Raw genomic sequence first — 22,828 nt, 5'->3', positions numbered from 1 at the left:
AGGCAGAACTTTACCGCCGCCAAGCCGAAATCAGCCAAAAAATGAGGCTCAGGAGTGCACTTAACACGATACAAGTAACGATGGGAAACTGGAAGCTGAAACCATCTCGCTGGACGCTGATGTCGCCCGGTAGCCCGCGCCCACCCCGGAACATGGGGAGTTGTCCCAGAGCCCACAGCCCAGCGCCGATTACGGCAGTGACGATGCCTACCCCGAGCAACAATCTCCCAAGTTGTTCCATTTATCTTTCGTGACGTAACAGTGCATCTTTGCATTGCACGACAGGCATAAAGAATCAGGATGCCCGATAGGATAGCCCAGACCGTGCCTAACCGCGGCAGGTATCTTGAAGTGTGAAGAGAGCCATCGTCATTGTGCTGGATGGGGTTGGTGCAGGGGTCGCGCCAGATGCACCCGAGTTTCACGACCTCGATGAGCCCAGCACCCTTAAACACGTTTGGGATGCCGTTGGGGGATTTAACGCCCCGAACCTTGCGGCATGTGGATTTCTCCGAGCTGGAGGCATTGATGTCGACGGTGTCGTCCCGGGAATCGTTGCCAACGGCTTGAAGACTCGCTACGGACGCCTAAAACCGCTATCGAAAGGTGGCAAAGACTCCGTCACCGGACACTGGGAGATGATGGGTATTGTCCTTGACAAGCCATTCCCAACCTATCCTGATGGGTTTCCAATCCCTCTCGTGAAGGCTTTTGAAAAGGCAACGGGCACTCAAACTCTTGGCAACCGCGCAGCCAGCGGAACGAAGATCATCGAGGACCTCGGAAAGCTCCATGTAGAAACGGGATTTCCAATCCTGTATACCAGCGCCGACAGCGTCTTCCAACTCGCTTGCCATGAGGGGATCGTGCCGATTGAGAAGCTATACGAGTGGTGCCAGATTGCACGAGACCTCTGCGTTGCCCCGAACAACGTTCAGCGGATCATCGCCCGACCGTTCATCGGAACACCCGAGGAAGGTTTCACACGAACCGAAAAACGGAAGGACTACCCGATAGAAGCCCCAATAAACCTTATTGACTCTATCGGCGATGTCTTCGGCGTTGGCGTGGTGCCCGAACTCTTTAATGGGCGCGGGTTTCACCTCGTCGATCGAACACAGAGCAATCCCGAGCATATGAAAAAGGTGCTAAATTCGCTGTCCTCAGAATCGCGCTTCGTGTTCGCGAACTTCGAGGATACGGACATGCTCTTCGGCCATCGCAATGACCCTGTCGGCTTCGCAAAATGCCTTGAGGAGTTCGACGTCTTTCTCGGAAGGACCCTGGATCGCCTAGAGAATGACGATCTTCTGATCCTTACAGCGGACCACGGCAACGACCCAACGACGACCTCCACCGATCACTCCCGAGAGTACGTTCCCTTTGTTGCAATAGGGGTTGGGATTCAGACTGCGGCTTTGGGCGACAACGACGGATTTGGTTGCGTCGGCGCTTCAGTGGCTGCTCATATTGGCTTGGATTGGAAATATACGGGACACTCTCTGGTTTGATTGGAAACGACTGATAATTGCGTCTCGTTATCCTGCAAAGAGTTACTCAGAGACACCCTTGCTGCGGAAAAACTCGACTGATTCACGGACCATTTCTAATCCAGGACGAATGCAGGTGTCGAGCTCAATCGAGCCAAATTCGACTCCGGCTTCGGTGCAAGCCGCGAGCACGGAATCCCAATCGACGACGCCACGACCAGCTTCAAGGTAGGTCGGGGGCTGCTTGCCATCGCCATCTTTGAGGTGGACCGAGGGCACTCGACCCTTCAGTTTCCGGACATATTCCGCAGGGTTTTGCCCACCGTCAAGCACCCAGTAGACATCGATTTGGGCCTTTACGTATTCGGGATTAGCGGCTTCATAAAAGACATCCAAACCCGGACGCCCGCCTTCTAGCGCGAATTCAAATGCATGATTGTGATAGCCAAGCTGCAGACCGGTGGCTTGTACGCGGGCTCCCATCTTGTTCATGCGGTCGGCAAACGAAGCCCAACCGTTCTCGTAGGCGTCCTTTCCGATCCACGGGACAAAAATCTGGTCTGTCCCGACCGTTTTATAGGCATCGATCGTCGTATCGAAATCGCTTTCGAGGTCACCGATTCCGACGTGAGCGCCGCTCGCCTTTAGTCCGTGATCGTCAAGCAGCTTACGGAACTCGGAAGCGGAGCGTCCCGCAAACCCGGCCAACTCTACGTAATTCAGGTCCATTTGGCGTAGGCAGTTCAACGTTCCTGGTAGGTCGGCGTCGCACTGGTCGCGGAGCGTGAAGAGTTGGACCGAAAGCTTCATCGACCCATTTTGCCCATCCCGACAGCGCGAATGTCTATCGCTTTGGCTTAGTTTCCTTGCAAAGGCTGCCCACTTGCATCGCCTCGTTCAGAAGGTGGGGCTGCTTCCGAACGTGATGCGTCGGAGTTGGCTGTGGGTGGCCAAACGTTAGAGAGGACGGCATTTGCCCAGGCATCGGGGTCGCTCTCGTGTGCCTGCTTCCATTCGGGAGTGTCAAGGCTCCGAAGAGACTCTCGTGTCATATCGGCTACCAAAGAAATCCTATTCGAGACGATCCCGCGGATGGTGACCTTCGGGGACTCCAGATGGCTGTCAAGAGCGGCCTTTCCAAGCTCAGCGGCGATTGTGTGTAGATTCTCGCCTTCTGTGCCAACAAACGTGACCGTGATCTGCTTCGTTCGAGGGTCTTGAAATGCGTCGATGACCTTAGCGCCGAAAGTCGTGGCCAAACTAAGAGCCTGGATAAGCTGCCGATCTACTTCTGGCTTTGCCGATGGAATGGGCGGTTCCACCGTGGCACCTTCATCGCCATTGTCCGGGTTTGCGGTTCCCTTGTCGCCTTTGTTCGAATTTCCGGGAATGTTCAATGGCGCGGTCATCGCTTGCTTTCCATTGGTATTTGCGATATTCGATTGCTGGCCCATCATGTAGGCCGCAGCCGCTGAACCGCCAATGAGGATGAGAATCACGACCACGTAAAGGCCGGTCTTGGGCTTGTTCGAAGGCAGTCCGATCTGCTTTGCCGTGTTGGCGACCTCTCGTTCCTGGATGCGCTTTTTGACATTGACGAGTTTGGTCTTGATCGTTGTATCGTCAACGAGGTCCAAGGCAAGCTCATACCATTCAGCAGCCTGCTCAAGATCGCCCTGTTCAGCCTTCATGTCGCCAAGGAGACCGTTCGCGGTGGCGTTGTTTGGGAATCGGCGCAAGATCGAAAGGCAGATGTCCTCGGCTTGTTTGTACTCACCGCGCATGCGCAGCAGGTTCGCCCGTGCAAGTTCGGGATAGATCGCGGCGTCACTCCCCTCGCTTGGTGCGTCATCGTGGGCAATCGGGGCTCCACAATCGGGGCAAAACTCCGCTTCCGCTTTGACCATTGCAAAGCAACGGTCGCATAGAATCACATCTTTACTGGGTTCCTGTACTGCCAAATCCGCCAACACCCCTTGTTGTGTCTTCGAGCTCTTCGGTCACGATCCACTCCGCACGTGCGACTGGACAGATCACCAATTGGGCTATCCGTTCACCTTTGGAAACTTTGACGACCTCTTGCCCCAAATTGATCATCAGAACCTTAATTTCTCCGCGATAATCGCTGTCTATAGTTCCCGGAGTGTTCACCATCGACAAGCCAAGACGAATGGCAAGGCCCGATCTCGGGCGGACTTGCCCCTCGAATCCTATAGGGATTGCAACTTTCAGACCAGTGGGGACGGCCTTCCTCTCCATCGGCTGAAGCTCAAAATCCTCGGTGCATCGAAGGTCCATCCCTGCTGCGCCGTCGGTTTCGTAGGCCGGAAGCTGGGCATCGGGGCTGAGCGTGATCGGAATGGGGACCTTGTCCATGACGTCACCCATTCTAATCTATCGAACCTTAACAAGTCGCGGTGAGTCGTCGATTCCGATCAATGCTCCATTTGCAGCCGCGACCAGCTTCGGACATACTTTATAGATGCGGGTTCAGCGGTTGGGAGAGAGCGCATGGATCGTATCTGAACTTGGCGATCAACCAGCCTATGTGATTGCAGCGGCCTTGCGGACACTCCGGTTAGACGGCATCGTTGATGTTGTGCCTAGCTATGCAACGGTGGGCATCTACACCGACCGAAGGATACTCACGCAGCAGGATGTGGAGAGGTTTATCGAGGATGCAGCCGAGGCTTCGCATGAGTCCGTTCGGCAGCACTCTATTCCTGTCTGCTATGAACTTGGGATCGACCTTGCCGAAGTTGCGAGCAAGCTGGATACATCAGCCGAGTCGGTCATTCATTACCATTTGAGCGTTTCCTATCTGTGCTACGCCGTCGGCTTTTGTCCAGGGTTTCCGTTTCTCGGCTATCTGCCTGAGAATCTCCGAGGGTTAGGGCGGCGCCCCAGCCCACGAACGCGCATAGAACCTGGGAGTGTTGCGATTGCGAATGGGCAAACCGGCATTTACCCGCTGGAACGTCCCGGAGGATGGTGGTTGTTAGGACGCACTCCACTGACAATCGTTGATGTCGACGATGACTACTTTCCGATTACTGCCGGCGACCAAGTTCAGTTTAAGCGGATTGACGAGGCCGAGTTTTCCAGGCTGCAAGGAGAGCGCTTGTGAAGCGGGTTGATCTTAACGTCGATATTGCGGAGGGATTTCCTAACGATGATGCGTTACTCAGCATCGTCAGTTCCGCAAACGTTTGTTGTGGAGAACACGCCGGCTTATGGGATCTGACCTCGGCAACCGTTGCACAGTGTCGAACCTTGGGGATTCGGGTAGGCATCCATCCCGGGTTTCCAGATCGAGAAGGGATGGGGCGACGAAACCCATCCGACGACTTGCTGGGGCCTTGGGCAGAGAGCCTGCAAGAGCAGGTAGCCCGATTTGTCGCTGAGTTAGGGGCTGACTACATCAAGCCTCATGGCGCTTGGTACAACTTAATGACCACTCCCGCTGGAAACCCATCTGGAGATTGGGCTCGGAGGGTCGCGCTTGAAATCGCCCTTGAGTATCGTCTGCCGATCATGATGTTGGCTGGGTCTGAGTTTGCTTCTGAGCTGCGACAGCAGGGTGTAGCGGTCATTACAGAGGGATTTGCTGACCGTGGCTACACAGCGGCTGGAACTTTGATTCCTCGAACACAGCCAGGAGCAGTTTTGACGGATCACGAAGCGGTCGTACGGCAAGCGCTTGACCTCGCATCGCGAGTCAATTCCATCTGTCTTCATGGCGACACCGAAGGCTGTGTCGATTTTGCCCAACGAATACGCACGGCATTGGAATCTGGGGGCTGGGAGATTCGGGCTTGAGTCTACGCGTTTTCTCAATCTCGGGTGCCGCGACTCTCCAGGGAGAACGCAGGTTTGGCAGACGACACTTTGGTGTACCTTACGGGGGACCTTGGGACAGGGAATCTCACCTGCTCGCCAACGCTCTACTTGGGAACTCACTTTCCGAATTAGCCTTGGAGCTGCCTATGTATGGCGGCGTCTTCATTGCCGAAGAGACGATTAGGGTCGCCTTGGTGGGTGGAAATGGTCCGGTCTCTGTGAATGGAACCACGGCAAGTTCAAACAGCACCTTCACGCTGCACAAAGGGGATCGTCTGGAGATTGATGCTTACTCTGAGGGGTCGATCGCTTATCTTGCTGCGAGCGGGGGCTGGAGTGGAGACCCGGCCGCCAATGTCAAACGAAACGATATCCTTGTCTCGAATGAGAGGACTGTTCAGGGGAACGCGACTGCCCAGCACTTGAGCCGTCCCCCACAGAGTCTTGCGACAGGCAAAATCCGTGCTACTCACGGACCTCAGTTTGACACTGGTCTTTGGACAGAGGACCCCATGTCCGTACTCGCCGAACGAAATCGAGTCGGAACTCGGCTGAGCGGCAAGCCAAGCATAGGCTTTCAGGAGATTACGAGCGAACCCGCCTGTATTGGTGCGATTCAGGTCACGCCCAAGGGTGAGTGGATCGTCATTGGTCCTGATGGCCCGACTATCGGTGGCTACCCAAAAGTGGGGGTAGTCATTGAGGCCGACCTTGCCCGAGTTTCTCAGCTAAGGGAGAACCAAAGCCTATCGTTTCAGCTTTTGACAGCTGAAGAGGCATTGCTTGAGTCTGAACGACAGCAAAACGAGACGAACTCGCTGGCTTCCCTCATCCGGACGTCCGCTCAACGACCTTGATTGATGAATTCGCCAAGCAGGAGCGGGAGTTGGGTGACGTCTTCGATTGTGAACTCTTGCGTGGCTACGAAAGGCTGGAGATCGGCGGCCAATGTATCAAAATTGGGAGATTCCCAGCAACCAAGAACTCCGCCCGAATAGTCGAGCTTTACCAAGCTCAGCCGAAACGTTGCAAATTCTGCGGGCTCACCGTCAATCCATCGCAACCCGTTCCCGACAAGGTCGTGAATGGACGTATAAACGCCTGTAACTTGGCTCTTGCCGTTGTTGTCGATCTGTTCCGTGACCCAATAAATCCTTCGAAACACCATTGTTTGCTCTCTTATGCACGCTCTTTCGCGCGGAGGCAAAGAGTACCCGCCGTATCGTCGTAGAGTTTTGAGAGGGTCCAAAGGACGGGTGGTTGGACACTGGTAATTTTAACAGACATCGTTAACAAGTTGCAATTTGAACTATTTTCTCTTGTCACTTAGCCCGAACTTGGCTATACTGTTTTTGTCCCCGTCCTTCGGGGCACCTTGTTTGAGTCAATATTTTAGGTGCTCCAACGACCGATGAGGAGGAGATTTGGTCTTGTTGGGTTTTATTAGGAAATCATTTATAGTCGTGATTGCGGCAGCGGCAGCTTCGGGTGCCCATGCGATTACGTTTTTTAACGTGAATGTCTCTGGGAGTCTTGCTCCAGGGAACACGGTCAACATCTTTCCAGACAACATCGACTTTCTGTGGAGTCCGCCTGCTTCGGTTGGCGACCCTGTAGCGCCGGTTCGGTTTGGGAATATCATCATCACTTACGAAGCAACCAACGCCACGCCAATGAACCAGATGGTTCTTAGCTTGCTTGGTGCGCTTTCCGGCAAGGGCACGATCATCGTCAACGAGGTAATTGAGGATGCTGGTCCCGGCGGTGGGACCTTGGCAAGCGGCGGGGCAACCCTGACGGCTGGCAACTGGCTTCCCCCTTCGTATACGCAGACGTTTAACTTTAGCCGGGCGGTCACTCATGTCAAGGTCAAGAAGACCTTCACGCTGATCGCGGAAGACAGCACGGATCCGCAAATCCTCGACTTAGCGTCGATAAGCCTGATCCAGCAGAAAATTAACGTCGTTCCCGAACCTGGAACAATGGCGGCGCTCGGCCTTGGCGCAGTAGCGCTCATCACCCGACGTCGAAAGAAGAAGTAAAGATCGCGGGTTTAAGCGAAATGGGGCGGCTATGATCCGCCTCATTTTGTTTTTGCCCCGTAGAATTATTGGGTTTTGCTTAAATCCCACGGCAATCTCGGCTTATGGCAGCGGGCTTGCATATAATCGTGACAATAGGCAGGCCCGAGCGGTTGGGCGGAATTAGGAGTACATGTGAAAAACCTGCGCGTTTTATCGGCAAGCACGTTTGTTCTGGCAATGTCGGCAGTGAGTTCGGCCGCCATTTCATTCTCAAACGTCTCGGTCACGGATAACCAAGGCAACAGCCTCGTTGCTGGTCACTCAGTGAACACCGGCCCCTACGACATTGACTTCCTCTTTCCGAATGCTTTTGTCGGGGACCCTTCAATCTGGACATCTGCGTCGATCACGGTGATGTTTGAGGCCGATTCCGGACCGAACGAAGAGATGTGGTCGGTTAACTTCAGCGTCCTTGGCGCTGTTTCAGGCTCTGGCTTAATCGCTGCTACCGAGCAGGTTGACGATCTCGTAAACCCAGGCGTGATTGGCAGTTTCTCAACAAACACAAATACAACTCCACTGCCCATCTCAGAATTCATCACCTTTAGCCGGTCGAGCACGCGCGTGAAGGTCACGAAGACTTTCCGACTTGATGCGCCGCCAACTGGCGATTTTGATCTGGCACAGATTAGCTTGGTTCAACAGAAGTTCAACACGAATCCTGTTCCCGAACCAGCTTCGATGGCTATTCTTGGAGTCGGCGCATTGGCCCTGGTTACAAGAAGGCGAAAAAAGGCGTAAACCCTCCAATATTTTCTGATCGTTGGCCTGCTCGACTGCTTGTCGAGCAGGCCAACGCAGTTTTTGAGTTCATAGTTCGGACTGCTCACAAATCTCCCCCGCACAAACGTATACTATATGTGCGCCATGATCGTTAAGTACGACTCACCGTTTCAGCTATCGGGGGACTTTGAACCAAAGGGAGATCAAGGAACCGCTATCGAGGGGTTGCTTGACGGCTTAGGATCAGGCTACCGCTTCCAGACGTTGCTCGGCGCGACGGGAACCGGTAAGACCTACACGATGGCGAGCGTGATCGCTCAGGCTCAGAGACCGGCTTTGGTGATGGCTCACAACAAAACTCTCGCCGCTCAACTTTGCCAAGAGTTTCGAGCGTTCTTTCCCGAAAACGCAGTCCAGTATTTCGTTAGCTATTACGACTATTACCAGCCGGAGGCTTACGTACCACAGTCGGACACCTACATCGAGAAAGACTCCAGCGTCAATGAGGAGATCGACCGACTGCGACACGCCGCCACACAGGCCCTCCTTGAGCGTCGTGACGTCGTCATCGTCGCTTCGGTGAGCTGTATTTATGGCCTTGGTTCACCGGATGTCTATGCGGAATCGGTAATCACCTTCGAGAAGGGACAACCGATCGCGCTGGATGAAGTCTTGCAGAAGCTGATTCATATGCAGTTCACTCGCAACGACATCGTGCTGGACCGGGGCACTTTTCGAGTTCGTGGCGATACGCTTGAGATTCAGCCTAAGGACGAAGAGATCGTCACTCGGATTGAGTTTTTCGGAGACACTGTTGAGCGAATACGACTGTTCGATCCACTCACGGTAGAGGTTCTGGATGAACCTAACCGAGTCAGCATTTTCCCTGCGACACATTACGTGACTCCGTGGGAGAAGATGGATGAGATTATTGTGCTCATCGAGCAGGAGGCTGCCGATCGAGTAAAGAGCTTTATCGCCGAAGGCAAACTTCTCGAAGCGCAAAGGCTTCAGCAACGCGTTGCTTTTGACATCGAGATGATGCGCGAAGTCGGCTATTGCAGCGGCATCGAAAACTATTCGCGATACTTCGATGGTCGAGAGCCGGGGACGCCGCCTTACACCTTGCTCGACTTCTTACCCAAGGATGCAATCGTCTTTATGGACGAATCGCACCAGACGATCCCGCAAGTTCGCGCGATGTACAACGGTGACAAGCAGCGGAAGTCGGTATTGGTGGACTATGGGTTCCGCCTCCCAAGCGCCTTAGACAACCGCCCGTTGAAGTTTGAGGAGTTCTTGGAGCGTGTGCCTCAGGTGATCTTTGTGAGCGCGACTCCCGGCCCGTTTGAAGCTGAGCAACAGGCTCAAGTCGTCCAGCAAATTATCAGGCCGACTTATGTTGTGGACCCAGAGGTTGAGATTCGGCCCACCAACCGCCAGATCGACGACCTCATCCACGAAATCCAGATTCGGGTTGAGAAGAAGGAACGAACACTGGTTACAACTCTCACGAAGAAGATGGCAGAGGACCTCACCGGGTATCTACAAGACCTCGGTGTGAAGGTGAACTATATCCACTCCAATGTTCACTCGCTGGAGCGACCTGAAATTCTGCGCGATCTCCGGCTTGGAGTTTACGATGTCGTCGTCGGCGTGAACCTCCTTCGTGAAGGATTGGACCTTCCCGAAGTCACTCTTGTCGCGATCCTCGACGCCGACAAGGAAGGTTTCCTGCGCTCGGAAACGTCTTTGATCCAGACCATCGGGCGCGCGGCGAGAAACGTTGGGGGCACGGTTATTCTTTACGCCGACAACATCACTGGCTCGATGCGTCGGGCGATCGATGTCACGAACAGTCGCCGAGAAGTTCAGCTTGAATACAACAGAACGCACGGAACTTCGCCGACGACGGTCAAGAAGGAGGTCCGTGAAACGATCCGGGCCTACGGTGAAGATGCTGTCGCCGAGATTTCTGGACAGTACACCGACAGTGTGAACGAACAGATTGGGATGGACGGCGCTCCTGTTCGGCTGGAAGACATTCCGATGCTTGTCGATAACCTTGAGAAACAGATGAAGGCTTACGCCAAAGCGATGGAGTTTGAGAAGGCTGCCGAGGTCCGGGATGAGATCGTTGGGCTCCGATCATTCTTAGGCGCTTCATCCGGCAGGATTGGTCAAGGCAAGCGAAAGCGACCGATGGGCAGCCGTCGCTGAGTCTAGGTTAAGAACCCGCCATGAAGTCCCGATAATATCACCGGGCTGAATGGAGTTTTTTGAACTGATCCTTGGTCGAAGCGAAGAGCGCCCGGCTTTCGTGCCGGATATTGTTGCGCGTCTTCCCTTTGCCGTCGCCCAAACTTCCGAAAAGCGCATCTACGATTTCTATTGGCTACAAAGTCAAACACTGGTTCACGCAGCGTTGGACCAAGTTAAGCGCGGTGAGCCCACGAATTCGCCACTGGTCACCACTCTTGCCCCAGCTCTCGCCGAGCTTCTTCAGGTTTCACCCGCCGACATCGAAGCCAAGAAAGGACCGGAGCCAAGCCCACTAGCTAAAGGCCTAAGTCAAGACCTTCATGACATGGCTCTTGAGGTTGTGGCCCTTGGAAAGCTCCTGAATATGGCGATGAAGGGACGTCTGACGCACCTTGGAGCAGAGCGCAGTGAGGCAAAGAGGGCTGACCAAGCGGTACGTGAGGGCCTGCGAGAAACGAGCTCTGAGCGTCGTGAACTGTTTAAGGAGGCTGCCGAGCTGTACACGCAAGTGACGGCAACCTCAAAGGGTGACTCTGACGCAATTTCGTGGATGCTGCTCGGTTGGCTCAAGTGGCGACTTGATTACCAACTTAACGAGTCGGCAGAGCTGTGGACCAAAGCGCTCGCCGAAAGAGGGGTCACCAAAGACCCGATTACGACTTTGATCTCCCGGCTCTCTGCCTATGCGAGTTCCGAGCTCGACAATCCCCATGAGGCATTTATGAAGCTGCTTAAGCTTGGTGGGGAGTGCTCAACGCCGTTTTCACTTGCCGAAGCGGCTACGTACGCCTGGAAAGCGGGTTTGCCCGGTGAGTCAAAGCAGATGTTGCTCGCCGCCGTCTCCAGACAGCCCTTGCTCATCGTATGGCTTGCCGGACAAGACACCGCGGAACAGGTGAGGTGGGCCGCGTGAAAGAGCTTCTTCGCGAATCGACCGCCGAGCTGATTCAGCTTTGGACGCGTACGCAAGACCTCAAATTGAGCGAATGGAAGTCCACTTCTGATCTGGTCAAAAAGGCACTCAGCGATGCTGGCCTCAAGCCCAAGTTTCCTGCGGGATTGGAATGCAATCAGAGCAAAGCCGAAGTCGCGACAGGATTTTTTGAGGCTGCATACGGCGCAACCGCTGTCGTTGATAAGCCGCATGAGATGTTGAGATTCGGGCGGGAGACGATTCACAAGGAACTTGAAAAGAGTCTTGCTCTGCTTAAGCATCTGCGCGGACAGATCGGCAGTATGGATGATTGGAAGGACAAAGCCACAGCCGACCAACGGCAAGTCGTTCGCCAGGCCGAAGAACATATGCGGCGGGAGATGGCGCACTATGATCGGATTGCAAACGATTCAGAGCGTGGTTTCTTTGCGACGGCAGGGATTGGCTGCGGATTTGGTGTGATCGCGATGATTGCTCATGTCGTCTTGACCGTCATTGGCTCTTCTGGATTCCTTCAAGGACCGGTTCTTTATGGGGTGCTGGTGCTCGCCCTGTTGCCAATGGCCATCGGAATGGTGATGCAGCTTGCCAAGGGCGCACAGAGAGCAGCCGTTGAGAGTCAGCTCAACGCGGTCGTTCGCGAGGCTCGCAAGCAGTATCAGGCGGCATGCGACCACGCGGAGAGGCAAGCCAAGGAGCATCAAAAGAAACTGGTCGGCGAAATCCAGACGACTGAGCAGAAGCATCAAAAGCTCATCGATGCCTACCGGTTGCTCGGGAATGAGCCGCCAGAGTCGCTTCGATCAACGTCGGAAGAGACCAAGCAAGCAGCGTAGGGTTGGACCTGACCTATGCCCCTAGCTTTTCGTACAGCTCTTGCTCAAGAATCTCGCGCACGGTATCAACCGTGATCTTCTCAAGCACTTCGGCGGCGAAAGCATAAACGAGCATATTTCGCGCATCAGTCTGAGAGATTCCACGAGCTCGCAGATAGAACATCGCGTCTTCGCGCAACTGCCCAATCGTAGCGCCGTGCGTACACTTCACGTCATCGGCGAAGATCTCAAGCTGTGGCTTGGTATTGATTTGAGCCTCTTTGGAGAGGAGCAGAGCCTGATTCGTCTGCTTCGCGTCCGTTTTTTGAGCATCTTCGTAAACGAAGATTTTGCCGTTGAAAACACCGGTCGCCTTGTCCGAAAGAATGCCCTTATAAACCTCGAAAGAGTGGCTATTCGGCTGGGCATGGTCGATCCGGGTGTGGTTGTCCAAGATCTGCTCTCCGTTGCCTACATAAGTTCCGTTGAGCCAAGACTCAGTGTGCTCACCGTTCAACCAAAGGTTAATGTCGCACCGTCCGATGTGACCACCGAACTGGACGTTTGTTGAGGTGTAGGTGGAGTTGGCTTCCTGATGAGCAGCAACAGTGCCGATGTGGAATGCCTTTTCGCTCTCTTCCTGAATTCGAGTGTGCTCCACGAGAGCGCTCTTTCCGACGACGACCTCGGAAACCGCATTCGTCATGTAAACGCCGTCCAGTCCTAAGTAAGTTTCGACGACATTGACCTGAGCGTTCTCCTCGGCGATGACGAGTACTCTCGGATGCGCGACGAAAACGCCCGCGTCAGCCTTGTTCACAAAGAGGATGTGGATTGGGTTTTCGAGGGCAACACTTTTTGGAACGTAGACGAATGCGCCATCGAGCCAGAGGGCGTCGTTCAATCGGGCAAATCGCTCGTCGTTTGTGGAGCCAAGCTTGCCGTCAAGATCGGCGATCTTGCCAAGTTGGCTGAGCACCAGTTCTGGGTTTGATGCCAGCGCTTCCTTGAGTGAGCAGGCAATGACGCCGCTAGGAAGCTCCAGGGGCTCGGATAGTTCTGGGGCGTAGACCCCGTTCACGAACACAAGCGGACAACAGATACTGGTCGCGATTGTATGTTCGCCAAGCTCCTGGCGTGTGACGTTCGCTTTATAAGCCACACCAAAGCTCAGTTCCGATACTTCACGGAAGGGTGTGTACTTAAACTCTTCATCTTTGCGCGTGGGCAGGCCAACGGCGGTGAACTCTTCGAATGCTTTCTTCCTCAGTTCAAAGAGGCTGGGAGCCACTTTTTCAAGTTCGGTCGAAAGCGCCTCGAAGTGTCCTTCCAAATTGATCTCCTTTTCTTGAAGGCTGTTCATAAAGATTAGCGCGCGGCGGCGAGCTCCTCCTCAATCCAACCGTAGCCCTTCTCTTCGAGTTCGAGAGCGAGTTCCTTCCCTCCCGACCGGACGATTTGACCGCCCATCAGGATATGCACAAAGTCGGGGACGATGTAGTTTAGAAGCCGTTGGTAGTGAGTGACGACCACGATCCCCCGCTCGGGTCCGCGCAATGCGTTCACGCCATCGGAGACCACTCGAAGGGCGTCGATATCCAAGCCGGAATCGGTCTCATCGAGCAGGCAAAGCTTGGGCTCAAGCACAGCCATCTGGAAGATTTCGTTGCGCTTCTTCTCGCCGCCGGAGAAGCCTTCGTTGATCGACCGATTCAGCATGGTCGGATCGAGGTGCAGCTCCTTCGCCTTTTCACGAACGTACTTCAGGAAGTCCACGGCATTGATCTCTTGCTCGCCGCGATACTTTCGGATTGAGTTCAACGCTTGTCGGAGGAAGTAGACGTTGCTGACGCCGGGAATCTCAACCGGGTACTGGAAAGCCATAAAGAGACCTTCGCATGCGCGCTCATCTGGTTCTAGTTCAAGGAGGTCCTTTCCGTCGAACTCAACTTGCCCTTCGGTCACCTCATAGTCGCTACGTCCGGCGAGTACGTTTGCGAGTGTGCTCTTGCCCGATCCGTTCGGGCCCATGATAGCGTGTACCTCACCGGCTTTGACGGTTAGATTGAGGCCTTTCAGGATGTCTTTGTCTTCGACCTTGGCGTGCAGATTGGTAATTTGAAGCATGAATGGAGTCCTATGTTGCGTTCTCGGCGACATATGCGGAGAAGGCGGGGCTACTGTTCGTTCCGGCTTGGCGGTGACAAGTATCGTCGCGACGTGCAAGCCAGCGCATTTACAGAAAAGTATACTTTACATGCCCAATAGCTAGAGGGCCAATCGACGCCGTGTCTTCTCTGAAACGGGCAATCGGTCAATCATCTCCTGAATGCCCTGCCAAAGCGCAGCGTTTGTTCTCTTGGGAATGATCTCCAAAATCATCATGCTTTGCCACACATAGCGTTCCAGCTTTTCGGGTGTACGCGTATAAAAGGCGTTACCGAGGTTGGAATACCGGTCGCCGAGCTTAATAAGCCATGCACGCTCGCTCATCTTACGAATCTCATCCATGAAAATGCGAGTTCGCAAGACCCAAATCTCATCCTTGCTCAAGCCTTGAATGTCGGCGGTTGAGGGCTCATGTCGAGTGACTTCTTGAACAAGGTTCAAGACCTCCGTTCCAAAGGCAGCAAGGATGCCCTCGCGAGTGGCAGAAGTCTCCTCCAGAAGGTCGTGCAGAGCTGCTGCGCATAGAATCTCCTGGTTGGTGACGTTGCCGATGTATCGCAGCGTATTCACGACCTCAAATGGATGAGTGATGTACGGCAGAGGGTTCTCGCCGTCGCGATCTTGCCCCATGTGGGCTTCAAGAGCAAATCGCAGGGCCCGATGCAAATGGGGGAACGCACTCTCCGACATGCCCGATCTTAGCATAGGAGATTCGCCATAATGAGATGGTCATGCCGTATGTTCTAGCTGCCGTCGACATTGGCAGCAACACGACCCACCTTCTCGTCGCGAGCGTCGATAACGGCGCAGTAAAGCGGCTGACGAATGAAAGCGACTGGCTTTCCTTAGGAGAGATTGTAAGTCGGACAGGAGAGATTCCTAACGCGACCGCAGAGCGGATCATTCAGTCTCTCGACGCCTTTAAGAAGCGGGCCAAGGTCAACGGTGCGACCGGCGTTTACGCGTTCGCTACGGAGGCGATGCGGTCTGCACGAAACCACGTTGAACTTCTTGATCGAATCAAGGACCGCATTGGGCTGCAGGTTGACATTATCAGCCCTCAGCGCGAGGCTGAACTCTCGCTGAAGGGGGTCGCACTGGACAGCTTAGGCCCATCACCGATGCTTCTGATTGAGGTTGGAGGGGGGAGTGCGCAGATTGCCCGTTGTGTAGATGGTCAAATCACGCACGAATGCTCGTTACCGATAGGCACGGGCAGGCTGATTGCTCAAGCCAGTGTTGTCTATCCGTCAAACGAGGTCACTGCGCACCGGATCGAGGAGATTATCCATTCTGCTTTGGATGCGTGTGAAATGCCCCAGGATACGGTGCGGGCAGTTGTGAGTGGGGGCGTTGCTCGCGGGCTTTGGCGGGCACTTCATCCTGATGGGGATCGAGTGTTAAGTATTGAAGAGCTGCGATACCTCACCTGGGCTGCGACGAGACTTACGGTTGATGAGATATGTGCCCGCTTCAATGTTAAGACTAAGCGAGCATCGACCCTTTTACCCGGTTCGATTGTGTATCGTTGCTTATTGGAACGATTTGAGCATCGTGAAATGTTGGTCAGTCAATACGGAGTACGAGAGGGGGCCGTGCTTGAATTGAAAGACGGGAACATCGTGCCGTGTCCTCTTTGAGACGCATGCCAGAACCGAAGAAATCACCATTTGCAGATCGCTATGTCAACCGTGAATACAGTTGGCTAAAGTTCAACGAGCGCGTCCTAGAGGAGGCGGCTAACGAGCGCAACCCTCTTCTCGAAAGGCTGAAGTTTCTCGCCATTTTCGAATCGAACCTCGATGAGTTTTACATGGTTCGCGTTTCGGGCCTCATCGAGCAGTTCGAAAGTGGGATCATCGAAGCGACACCAGATGGCTTTACACCCAGCGAGCAACTTGACCTTATCTCACGCGAAGCGCGACCTTTAAGGGCGAAGGCAGGCAAACTCTTTGAATCGACGCTCCGACCGCAGTTGATTGAAGCAGGGATTGAAATCCTCGACTACAGCCGTCTGACGGATGGGCAAAAGAAGTCCCTACGCACAACCTTTCGGCAGGACATTTTCCCACTCTGCACGCCGTTGCTTCTTCACCCGGCCCCGTCTCTCCCGTTTATCTCGAACCGAAGTCTGAACTTGGCGGTCTTGCTTGAGGATGGTGAAGGAGCGCAAAAGCTCGCCCGCGTAAAAATCCCAACGGTGATGCCAAGGGCAATCCGGTTAAACAAGCGTCGGCATGAATACGTCCTGATGGAGGACATTATTCGCGAGAATCTGCACTTCCTTTTTCCGGGTGTGAAGATTCTTGGGGCTCATATGTTTCGAGTCATCCGCGATGCTGACGTGGAGATTCGGCTACTTGAGGCTGAAGACCTGATCGAAACCATTGAGGAGAGTTTGAGACGCCGACGCTTCGGCGATCCTGTGCTGCTTGAAGCGGCGACGGGGATGCCGAAATCGGTGCGCAAAACTCTGATGAAGCTGTTGTGCTTGGAAGAGTCAGATGTCTTTGACGTGGACGGGCTCATCGGGCTCGACGTTCTTTGGGAGTTCACGGGCATCGATAAGGCGGCGCTGCACTTTCCCAACCATGTGCCGTATCTGCCAGATGCGATCAATGACGAACGAAAGCTGCTCAAGACTCTTCAGACAACCGATATTCTCCTTCACCACCCTTACGACAGTTTTCGTCCAGTTCAGCAATTTGTTAATGCAGCCTCGACGGACAAGAGCGTGATCGGGATTAAGCAGACGCTTTATCGAGTCGGCAGCGAATCGCCTATCGTTGAGGCTCTGCTAGATGCCGCGGAAGAGGGCAAGCAAGTCGCAGCGATGGTTGAGCTTAAGGCCCGCTTCGACGAAAGCAACAACCTTGTATGGGCGCGTGCCTTAGAGCGTGGCGGTGCCCACGTGAGCTATGGCTTCCCCGAACTCAAGACTCACTCCAAGCTTTGCTTGATCGTGCGCCGGGAGCCGGATGGCATACGAAGCTATGTCCACGTTGGGACGGGCAACTACAACCCCTCTACGGCGAGGCTGTACACAGACCTTGGCCTGTTCACGTCGGACGAGGAGATCACCCAGGACGTCGTTGAGCTTTTTAATTTCTTGACTGGCTTTTCAAAACAGACCAACTACCGAAAGCTCCTGGTCGCACCGTTTGGTTTGCGGCAAGCTATCCTCAACAAGATTCACCGCGAGATAGACCTGCACCGCAAGCACGGGGGCGGGCGACTCATCTTCAAACAAAACGCTGTAGTCGATGGGGAGATTATCGACGCCCTCTACGACGCCAGCCAAGCAGGCGTGCAGGTTGATCTGATCTGTCGGGGCATCTGCTGCTTGCGCCCTGGAGTGACGGGGCTGAGTGAGAATATCCGGGTGATCTCAATCGTTGGGAGATTTCTAGAACACAGCCGAATACTGTATTTTGCGAACGGCGGGACTCCAGAAGCCTTCATCGGCAGCGCCGATCTTATGCGCCGTAACCTGGACCGTCGTGTAGAGGTCCTGACCCCAGTCCAAAATCCTGACTTTGTGGCGCATCTGCGCGATGGAATCTTGGAGGTGTGCTTGAAGGACAACTGTCAGGCATGGGAACTCAAGTCGGACGGAAAATACGTACGGCGCCAGCCGCGCACCAGCGAGGGAAGATTCTCGGCGCAAGAGTATTTGATGGCGAATCCGACGACAAAGATTCTAATCGGCTAGACCCTCATAGGAATGTCATCCCGTCATTCCCCCAAGCCGTATTCCGTGCCAAACTCATGCTCCATGGGCGAGCGAAGTTGCGACATCCTGATCGTTGGCGGTGGCACCGGAGGCTGCGCGGCGGCTCTCGCCGCAAGCCAGTACGGATACAAAGTCATCATGACCGAGCAGTACCCGTGGATTGGCGGGCAACTCACCTCGCAAGCTGTTCCGCCTGACGAGCATCCCTGGATTGAAACGTGCGGCTGCACCGCCACTTATCGCGAGTATCGCAACCGAGTACGCCGATATTATCGCGACTACTATCCGTTGACCTACGCGGCGCGGAGCGATAACTTCCTGAATCCTGGCTCGGGATGGGTATCGAAGTTGTGCCACGAGCCAAGAGTCGGGCACGCAGTCTTGGGTGGGATGATGATGCCTTCCATCGCCGCAGGATGGCTTGAAGTTTTGATTCCTTTACGCCCGATTTCGGTTGACGTTGATGGCGACACTATCAAGTCGGTAACGCTTTTGAACATGGAGACAGGAAGCTCCGAGACTATCCTGGCGAAGATGGTTCTCGATGCGACAGAGTTAGGAGACCTGCTTCCACTTGCGGGAGCAGAATACGTCTCAGGAGCAGAGTCGCAAAAGGATACTGGGGAGCCTCATGCGCTGCCTGGGGACGCAGATCCCAACTGTGTTCAAGGGCTGACGTGGTGCTTTGCGATGGGCTTTGACCCGAATGGCGACCATGTGATTGAGGAGCCCCAGCAATACAAACGGTGGAGAGCCCTTGTGCCTGAGTTTTGGGCGGGGCCAATCCTTGATTGGAAAACGATTCAACCACAAACGGGCAACCCACTTACATGGACCCTGTTTAAATACGAACATGCGAGAAATATGGGATTGTTCGACTATCGACAAATTGTAAATAATTCACTTTTTGAAGATAATAAGCGTATCGATACCACAATAGTCAACTGGCCGCAGAACGATTACTTTGTTGAGAATATTATCGACCAGTCGCAAGATGTAGTAGATGGTCGTCTTGCCGACGCTAAACAGCTCTCATTGAGTCTGCTCTACTGGCTGCAAACCGAAGCTGAACGTCCTGATGGGGGACACGGCTATCCCGGGCTTTGCTTACAGCCTTCCATCACAGGTACGTCAGACGGGTTTGCCCAGGCGCCTTACATCAGGGAATCGCGTCGAATAAAAGCGGAATTCACCATTCTGGAGCAACACGTCGCAACTGGATCAAATCCTGAGCGGAGAACAGCAGAGCCCTTCTATGACAGTGTGGGAATTGGCTCTTACAGGATCGATCTGCACCCTTGTGTTGGGGGATATGACACCATCGACATCAGTTCGATACCGTTCGAAATCCCGCTCGGCGCTCTGGTGCCTGTGAGGCTTGACAATCTTATTCCGGCTTGCAAGAATCTTGGTGTCACCCACATCACCAACGGCTGTTACCGGCTTCATCCTGTTGAGTGGAATATTGGAGAGGCTGCCGGACATCTTGCCGCGATGAGTTTGAGTAAGGCGGTTCTGCCGCGAAGTGTACGCGCTACTCCTGCATTTCTGAATGATTTACAAGAGCGATTAGCTGATACCGGTGTTGAGCTGCACTGGCAAGATTACGGGCCGCTCTAATACCAGCACTCCATAATTGCGTCTACTAAAGCAAGGAGTTGCCTCACATCCAATGCTCCAGATAGCCATGATTACAATGAAGAATGGTTGGGTGAGGTAATTTAACTGTGCAAATAGTCGACTACGAGCGTTTATACAACAGGGCCAAGGGAGAGAATCAGCCGGCGGAAAGGGTCCTTGAAGAGTTTGTTCAAGACACATACACGAGGCTTGAGGCGCTCGAAGGTCTTGTGATGGAGGAGGGGATTAGCCTGCGGGCTCAATCGCTCCTTAACGAGCTTCTTACTGCAGCATCAAGCATCGGAGCTGAGCGTGTTGCCCTGGTCGGACGGCGTGTTAGCATTGCGTTTTCAGATGGGCAGGCTGAGCGGGCAGCGGTTCTTCTTACCCAGCTTAAGTGGGAGTTAGAAACAGTGAGGCAGCAACCAGGTGAAGCCCCCGATCTTGCGTTCTCTGCATAGCCTCTCGTTACTCGGAGCTGTGCAAATTGCTGGCTTTAACCGCTAGAATCAATGCATGTCAGATATCGCCTCGCGGGGATATGCAAATCCCGATATGCTGGTTTCTACGGAATGGGTCGCAGCTCATGCGAACGACCCCGATGTTCGGCTGGTGGAATCTAACGAAGACGCGCTTTTGTACCCGTCAGGGCACATCCCAGGTGCAGTTGAGATCGACTGGACGAGAGATCTCAACGATCCTCTGCGCAGGGACTACCTTCAACGAGCCGACTTCGAGGCGTTGATGGCCCGAAACGGTATCTCCAACAGCACCACAGTGGTTTTCTATGGCGACCGGAACAACTGGTGGGCCGCCTACGCTTTATGGGTTTTCTCGCTGTTTGGGCACACCAACTCCAAGATCATGGATGGTGGCAGGCAGAAATGGCTCATCGAGCAGCGCGAGCTAACCAAGGAAGTACCGACCTACCCGTCCGCCGTCTACAACGCTCAGAACAGGGACGACTTAAGTAACCGCGCTTTCCGCGCCGACGTTTTGCATCACCTTGACATCAAAGGCAAGCTGGTTGACGTTCGCAGCCCAGAGGAGTTCACCGGTGAACGAATGCACATGCCGGACTATCCCAACGAGGGAGCGCTTCGTGGTGGGCATATTCCGACCGCAAAAAGCGTCCCTTGGGCGCGAGCCGTCAACACTGAGAACGGCACATTCAAGTCTGCTGCAGAACTCAAGGCGATCTATGAGGGTGAAGCGGGACTTGATCCTGATGATCAGGTTGTCGCTTACTGCCGTATTGGCGAACGGAGCAGCCACACTTGGTTTGTCCTGAAGTACCTGCTTGGCTATCCGAACGTGCGCAACTACGATGGCAGTTGGACGGAATGGGGCAACACGGTCGGCGTTCCGATCGAGAAATAGATATGCCGATGCCCGAGGCTCTTCAAGAGGTTCTCGACACCCTTGCGATGTTTCCCGACAAGCAGGATCGCATCCAGACGCTGATCGCCTACTCGGAACAGTATCAAGCGCCTCCCAAGGATATCGCTGAGCGTCCTTACCCTGAGGCCAATAGAGTGCCAGGGTGCGAGTCAGAGGTCTTTGTGTGGGTCAGGCGCGTAGGGGAGGGCATCAAGGCGTACTATGCTGTTGACAATCCGCAAGGGGTCTCGGCAATGGCGCTGTGCGCGATCCTGGACGGCGCGTTATCCGGTAAGAGTCCAGACGAGATACAGGAGGTGCCCGATGAGATCGTTTACGAGATCTTTGGGCGTGAGCTCTCGATGGGCAAGAGCATGGGGCTGATGGGGATTGTGAGGATGACAAAAGCGCTCGCAAAGAGCGCTTAGTTTCGAGTGTTTAGCCTTGGCGTGCCCAAGCGGGCTTGAAGACTAAACACTCAAAACAGTTTAAGCTACTCAGACGGTGCTTCTTCTTTCTTGGCTTTGGGCTTTGCCGGGGCCTTCTTGGGCTTTTCTGCGGGAGCAGGAGCGGCTGCTTCTTCGACGGCCACGGCCTCAGTGGGCGCTTCTACCTTTTCGGCTTTCTCGGCCTTGGGCTTCGGAGCAGGCTTGGCGGTCTTGGCCTTCTTTGCGGCTGCCTTTTCGGTCTTGGATTTGCCCGCCGCTTCGGCCTTGAGCTGCTTGATGATCTCTCTCACGCGCTGCTCTTTGCGCTGGCGTCGCTGTCGAATCTCTTTGTTCTTAACTCGCATCTTTCACCTAAAAACTCTCTACTTGTCGCGGGAACGCGGTCCAACCGTTCACACCTCGACAAATGCTGTCAAACGATCACGAAGGATACCTCAGCCAGAGGCTTCAGCGAACGTGGGACGGACGTTCGCCCATCTCTGCGACGATGACTGAGCTAATCCCACCCCGTACGGCAAAACGGCCTGTGACGCGCATCCAGCGGGGTTTACAAGCCGCAGAGAGTTCGTCAAGGAGTTGGTTTGTGACCGCTTCATAGAAGATTCCCTGATCGCGGAAGCTGAAATAGTAGTACTTGAGCGCTTTGAGTTCGATGCATTCCTGATCGGGAACATAGTCAAGCTCGATGGTCGCGAAGTCGGGTAGTCCGGTCTTGGGGCATACGCTGGTGAACTCTGGGCAGATGTGTGAGATCACGTAATCACGCTGAGGCGCGGGGTTGGCAAAGGTCTCAATGGTTGTCATGCTTGTCGGTGGTTGTACCAGAGAGCAGCCGAACTGACAGGTGACGATGGCCCCACCTGCTCAGAGATGACGCCTGCTGAGCGGGAGATGAATCACACGTAGCCGTTTGTAAAGAACTGAGTCGTCTTTTGTTTCCAGAAGCCAAGGTTGACTTTTTTGACTTCCTTGGAGTTAAGCCACTTTGAGCCGTCGAAAGTCTGGAGGGTGTAGCACACCGGAGAACCGACAACAAGGTCGATTTGCAGTCGTGCTTTTGAGGAAACCAGCCAAGCCACGAGTTGGGAAACTTGGTCGTGCTGTACGCCTGAGTACATTTTCCACCCTTGGCAGGTTACGTCAAACCCAGCGCCACTTGACTGAACAGTAATCGAGAATCCTTGATGCCCGTTGGGAGCGATCTCCAACACACCACCTTGGAGATCGTAGGGTATCCAGTCGTGGCTGTCCAGCCAGTCTATTGTGATCAGCAGTCCGGGGGGAGCATTCATGGACAACCCTTGCACCAAGCTCCGTTCAACGTTACCT

The 22,828-nt window shown here is 54.2% G+C and carries 26 protein-coding genes; 15 read left to right on the top strand and 11 right to left on the bottom strand.

All coding sequences use genetic code 11. From position 1 onward, the window contains the following. Nucleotides 1–10 precede the first annotated feature (10 nt). Entirely contained in the window at nt 11–241 is a 231-nt protein-coding gene (locus tag KF784_13435; GenBank protein ID MBX3120063.1) for a DUF2905 domain-containing protein, read from the bottom strand. A gap of 112 nt (nt 242–353) precedes the next feature. Here KF784_13435 and KF784_13430 point away from each other — a divergent pair, with 112 nt between their 5' ends. Beyond that, nucleotides 354–1,511, top strand: a complete 1,158-nt coding sequence (locus tag KF784_13430; protein ID MBX3120062.1) for a phosphopentomutase — start codon at nt 354–356, stop codon at nt 1,509–1,511. Nucleotides 1,512–1,553: 42 nt separating this feature from the next. Here KF784_13430 and KF784_13425 read toward each other — a convergent pair whose 3' ends face one another. From KF784_13425 to dut, 3 genes are read right to left on the bottom strand one after another with little or no spacing between them, the layout of a single operon-like run. Beyond that, on the bottom strand, nt 1,554–2,300 hold the full coding sequence (locus tag KF784_13425; protein ID MBX3120061.1) for a sugar phosphate isomerase/epimerase: 747 nt from the start codon (nt 2,298–2,300) through the stop codon (nt 1,554–1,556). A gap of 47 nt (nt 2,301–2,347) precedes the next feature. Next, on the bottom strand, nt 2,348–3,451 hold the full coding sequence (locus KF784_13420; protein MBX3120060.1) for a tetratricopeptide repeat protein: 1,104 nt from the start codon (nt 3,449–3,451) through the stop codon (nt 2,348–2,350). Beyond that, nucleotides 3,429–3,866 (bottom strand): dUTP diphosphatase, encoded by a 438-nt coding sequence (gene dut / locus KF784_13415; protein ID MBX3120059.1) that lies wholly within the window; start codon nt 3,864–3,866, stop codon nt 3,429–3,431. Before dut ends, KF784_13420 begins: the two co-directional genes overlap by 23 nt. Before the next feature lie 106 nt (nt 3,867–3,972). Between dut and KF784_13410 the strand changes: the two genes are divergently transcribed. The 3 genes from KF784_13410 to KF784_13400 are packed head-to-tail and all read left to right on the top strand — an operon-like array spanning nt 3,973 to nt 6,187. Next, complete coding sequence (locus KF784_13410) at nt 3,973–4,617, top strand: allophanate hydrolase subunit 1 (protein MBX3120058.1); 645 nt, start codon at nt 3,973–3,975, stop codon at nt 4,615–4,617. Beyond that, nucleotides 4,614–5,309, top strand: a complete 696-nt coding sequence (locus tag KF784_13405) for a LamB/YcsF family protein (GenBank protein ID MBX3120057.1) — start codon at nt 4,614–4,616, stop codon at nt 5,307–5,309. The genes KF784_13410 and KF784_13405 overlap by 4 nt, the downstream gene beginning before the upstream one ends. Then, nucleotides 5,306–6,187: a biotin-dependent carboxyltransferase family protein gene (locus KF784_13400; GenBank protein ID MBX3120056.1), complete on the top strand. Its 882-nt coding sequence runs from the start codon at nt 5,306–5,308 to the stop codon at nt 6,185–6,187. The genes KF784_13405 and KF784_13400 overlap by 4 nt, the downstream gene beginning before the upstream one ends. Here KF784_13400 and KF784_13395 read toward each other — a convergent pair. Continuing rightward, entirely contained in the window at nt 6,175–6,498 is a 324-nt protein-coding gene (locus KF784_13395) for a hypothetical protein (GenBank protein MBX3120055.1), read from the bottom strand. The genes KF784_13400 and KF784_13395 overlap by 13 nt on opposite strands. A gap of 295 nt (nt 6,499–6,793) precedes the next feature. Between KF784_13395 and KF784_13390 the strand changes: the two genes are divergently transcribed. The 5 genes from KF784_13390 to KF784_13370 all read left to right on the top strand — a co-directional run bounded on the left by KF784_13390 (nt 6,794) and on the right by KF784_13370 (nt 12,169). Beyond that, the gene (locus tag KF784_13390) at nt 6,794–7,372 is read left to right on the top strand and encodes a PEP-CTERM sorting domain-containing protein (GenBank protein MBX3120054.1); all 579 of its coding nucleotides are present in this window, start codon (nt 6,794–6,796) and stop codon (nt 7,370–7,372) included. A 174-nt stretch (nt 7,373–7,546) separates the two neighbouring features. After that, nucleotides 7,547–8,155, top strand: a complete 609-nt coding sequence (locus KF784_13385) for a PEP-CTERM sorting domain-containing protein (protein ID MBX3120053.1) — start codon at nt 7,547–7,549, stop codon at nt 8,153–8,155. Nucleotides 8,156–8,281: 126 nt separating this feature from the next. After that, complete coding sequence (gene uvrB, locus KF784_13380; protein MBX3120052.1) at nt 8,282–10,357, top strand: excinuclease ABC subunit UvrB; 2,076 nt, start codon at nt 8,282–8,284, stop codon at nt 10,355–10,357. 49 nt (nt 10,358–10,406) lie between these two features. Continuing rightward, complete coding sequence (locus KF784_13375) at nt 10,407–11,312, top strand: hypothetical protein (GenBank protein ID MBX3120051.1); 906 nt, start codon at nt 10,407–10,409, stop codon at nt 11,310–11,312. Next, a complete protein-coding gene (locus KF784_13370) occupies nt 11,309–12,169 on the top strand; it encodes a hypothetical protein (protein ID MBX3120050.1) in 861 nt (286 codons plus the stop codon). The genes KF784_13375 and KF784_13370 overlap by 4 nt, the downstream gene beginning before the upstream one ends. 13 nt (nt 12,170–12,182) lie before the next feature. On the opposite strand, the gene sufD is transcribed toward KF784_13370, so the two are convergent. The 3 genes from sufD to KF784_13355 all read right to left on the bottom strand — a co-directional run bounded on the left by sufD (nt 12,183) and on the right by KF784_13355 (nt 15,007). Beyond that, nucleotides 12,183–13,481 (bottom strand): Fe-S cluster assembly protein SufD, encoded by a 1,299-nt coding sequence (gene sufD, locus KF784_13365; protein MBX3120049.1) that lies wholly within the window; start codon nt 13,479–13,481, stop codon nt 12,183–12,185. Between the two features lie 35 nt (nt 13,482–13,516). Beyond that, nucleotides 13,517–14,275, bottom strand: a complete 759-nt coding sequence (sufC, locus tag KF784_13360) for a Fe-S cluster assembly ATPase SufC (GenBank protein ID MBX3120048.1) — start codon at nt 14,273–14,275, stop codon at nt 13,517–13,519. Nucleotides 14,276–14,416: 141 nt separating this feature from the next. Next, nucleotides 14,417–15,007 (bottom strand): HD domain-containing protein, encoded by a 591-nt coding sequence (locus tag KF784_13355; protein ID MBX3120047.1) that lies wholly within the window; start codon nt 15,005–15,007, stop codon nt 14,417–14,419. A 41-nt stretch (nt 15,008–15,048) separates the two neighbouring features. On the opposite strand from KF784_13355, the gene KF784_13350 reads away from it, so the two are divergent. The 6 genes from KF784_13350 (at nt 15,049) to KF784_13325 (ending at nt 21,478) form a co-directional block, all read left to right on the top strand. Beyond that, nucleotides 15,049–15,957, top strand: a complete 909-nt coding sequence (locus KF784_13350) for a hypothetical protein (GenBank protein MBX3120046.1) — start codon at nt 15,049–15,051, stop codon at nt 15,955–15,957. 5 nt (nt 15,958–15,962) lie between these two features. Continuing rightward, nucleotides 15,963–18,029: a polyphosphate kinase 1 gene (gene ppk1, locus KF784_13345; GenBank protein MBX3120045.1), complete on the top strand. Its 2,067-nt coding sequence runs from the start codon at nt 15,963–15,965 to the stop codon at nt 18,027–18,029. A gap of 63 nt (nt 18,030–18,092) precedes the next feature. Further along, nucleotides 18,093–19,670 carry an FAD-dependent oxidoreductase gene (locus KF784_13340; GenBank protein MBX3120044.1) on the top strand — a complete coding sequence of 526 codons (1,578 nt, stop codon included), beginning with the start codon at nt 18,093–18,095 and terminating at the stop codon, nt 19,668–19,670. Nucleotides 19,671–19,777: 107 nt separating this feature from the next. Then, on the top strand, nt 19,778–20,131 hold the full coding sequence (locus KF784_13335) for a hypothetical protein (GenBank protein ID MBX3120043.1): 354 nt from the start codon (nt 19,778–19,780) through the stop codon (nt 20,129–20,131). 55 nt (nt 20,132–20,186) lie between these two features. Then, nucleotides 20,187–21,050 (top strand): sulfurtransferase, encoded by an 864-nt coding sequence (locus tag KF784_13330; protein MBX3120042.1) that lies wholly within the window; start codon nt 20,187–20,189, stop codon nt 21,048–21,050. 2 nt (nt 21,051–21,052) lie between these two features. Next, a complete protein-coding gene (locus KF784_13325) occupies nt 21,053–21,478 on the top strand; it encodes a SufE family protein (protein ID MBX3120041.1) in 426 nt (141 codons plus the stop codon). A gap of 65 nt (nt 21,479–21,543) precedes the next feature. On the opposite strand, the gene KF784_13320 is transcribed toward KF784_13325, so the two are convergent. The 3 genes from KF784_13320 to KF784_13310 form a co-directional block, all read right to left on the bottom strand. Continuing rightward, nucleotides 21,544–21,843, bottom strand: a complete 300-nt coding sequence (locus KF784_13320; protein ID MBX3120040.1) for a hypothetical protein — start codon at nt 21,841–21,843, stop codon at nt 21,544–21,546. A gap of 103 nt (nt 21,844–21,946) precedes the next feature. After that, nucleotides 21,947–22,303 carry a preQ(1) synthase gene (queF, locus tag KF784_13315; protein ID MBX3120039.1) on the bottom strand — a complete coding sequence of 119 codons (357 nt, stop codon included), beginning with the start codon at nt 22,301–22,303 and terminating at the stop codon, nt 21,947–21,949. Nucleotides 22,304–22,395: 92 nt separating this feature from the next. Continuing rightward, nucleotides 22,396–22,791 (bottom strand): hypothetical protein, encoded by a 396-nt coding sequence (locus KF784_13310; GenBank protein MBX3120038.1) that lies wholly within the window; start codon nt 22,789–22,791, stop codon nt 22,396–22,398. Nucleotides 22,792–22,828 lie beyond the last annotated feature (37 nt).

This window comes from Fimbriimonadaceae bacterium (assembly GCA_019638775.1).
GTDB lineage: Bacteria > Armatimonadota > Fimbriimonadia > Fimbriimonadales > Fimbriimonadaceae > JAHBTD01.
This window is presented reverse-complemented; position numbering and strand designations above follow the sequence as displayed.

What these genes read in the sequence shown, in the direction of transcription:
- KF784_13435 (MBX3120063.1), bottom strand. Translation starts at nt 241, where the DNA reads ATGGAACAACTTGGGAGATTGTTGCTCGGGGTAGGCATCGTCACTGCC.
- KF784_13425 (MBX3120061.1), bottom strand. Translation starts at nt 2,300, where the DNA reads ATGAAGCTTTCGGTCCAACTCTTCACGCTCCGCGACCAGTGCGACGCC.
- dut (MBX3120059.1), bottom strand. Translation starts at nt 3,866, where the DNA reads ATGGACAAGGTCCCCATTCCGATCACGCTCAGCCCCGATGCCCAGCTT.
- KF784_13410 (MBX3120058.1), top strand. Translation starts at nt 3,973, where the DNA reads ATGCGGGTTCAGCGGTTGGGAGAGAGCGCATGGATCGTATCTGAACTT.
- KF784_13395 (MBX3120055.1), bottom strand. Translation starts at nt 6,498, where the DNA reads ATGGTGTTTCGAAGGATTTATTGGGTCACGGAACAGATCGACAACAAC.
- uvrB (MBX3120052.1), top strand. Translation starts at nt 8,282, where the DNA reads ATGATCGTTAAGTACGACTCACCGTTTCAGCTATCGGGGGACTTTGAA.
- KF784_13375 (MBX3120051.1), top strand. Translation starts at nt 10,407, where the DNA reads ATGGAGTTTTTTGAACTGATCCTTGGTCGAAGCGAAGAGCGCCCGGCT.
- sufC (MBX3120048.1), bottom strand. Translation starts at nt 14,275, where the DNA reads ATGCTTCAAATTACCAATCTGCACGCCAAGGTCGAAGACAAAGACATC.
- KF784_13355 (MBX3120047.1), bottom strand. Translation starts at nt 15,007, where the DNA reads ATGTCGGAGAGTGCGTTCCCCCATTTGCATCGGGCCCTGCGATTTGCT.
- KF784_13350 (MBX3120046.1), top strand. Translation starts at nt 15,049, where the DNA reads ATGCCGTATGTTCTAGCTGCCGTCGACATTGGCAGCAACACGACCCAC.
- ppk1 (MBX3120045.1), top strand. Translation starts at nt 15,963, where the DNA reads ATGCCAGAACCGAAGAAATCACCATTTGCAGATCGCTATGTCAACCGT.
- KF784_13340 (MBX3120044.1), top strand. Translation starts at nt 18,093, where the DNA reads ATGGGCGAGCGAAGTTGCGACATCCTGATCGTTGGCGGTGGCACCGGA.
- KF784_13330 (MBX3120042.1), top strand. Translation starts at nt 20,187, where the DNA reads ATGTCAGATATCGCCTCGCGGGGATATGCAAATCCCGATATGCTGGTT.
- KF784_13325 (MBX3120041.1), top strand. Translation starts at nt 21,053, where the DNA reads ATGCCGATGCCCGAGGCTCTTCAAGAGGTTCTCGACACCCTTGCGATG.
- KF784_13320 (MBX3120040.1), bottom strand. Translation starts at nt 21,843, where the DNA reads ATGCGAGTTAAGAACAAAGAGATTCGACAGCGACGCCAGCGCAAAGAG.
- queF (MBX3120039.1), bottom strand. Translation starts at nt 22,303, where the DNA reads ATGACAACCATTGAGACCTTTGCCAACCCCGCGCCTCAGCGTGATTAC.
- KF784_13310 (MBX3120038.1), bottom strand. Translation starts at nt 22,791, where the DNA reads ATGAATGCTCCCCCCGGACTGCTGATCACAATAGACTGGCTGGACAGC.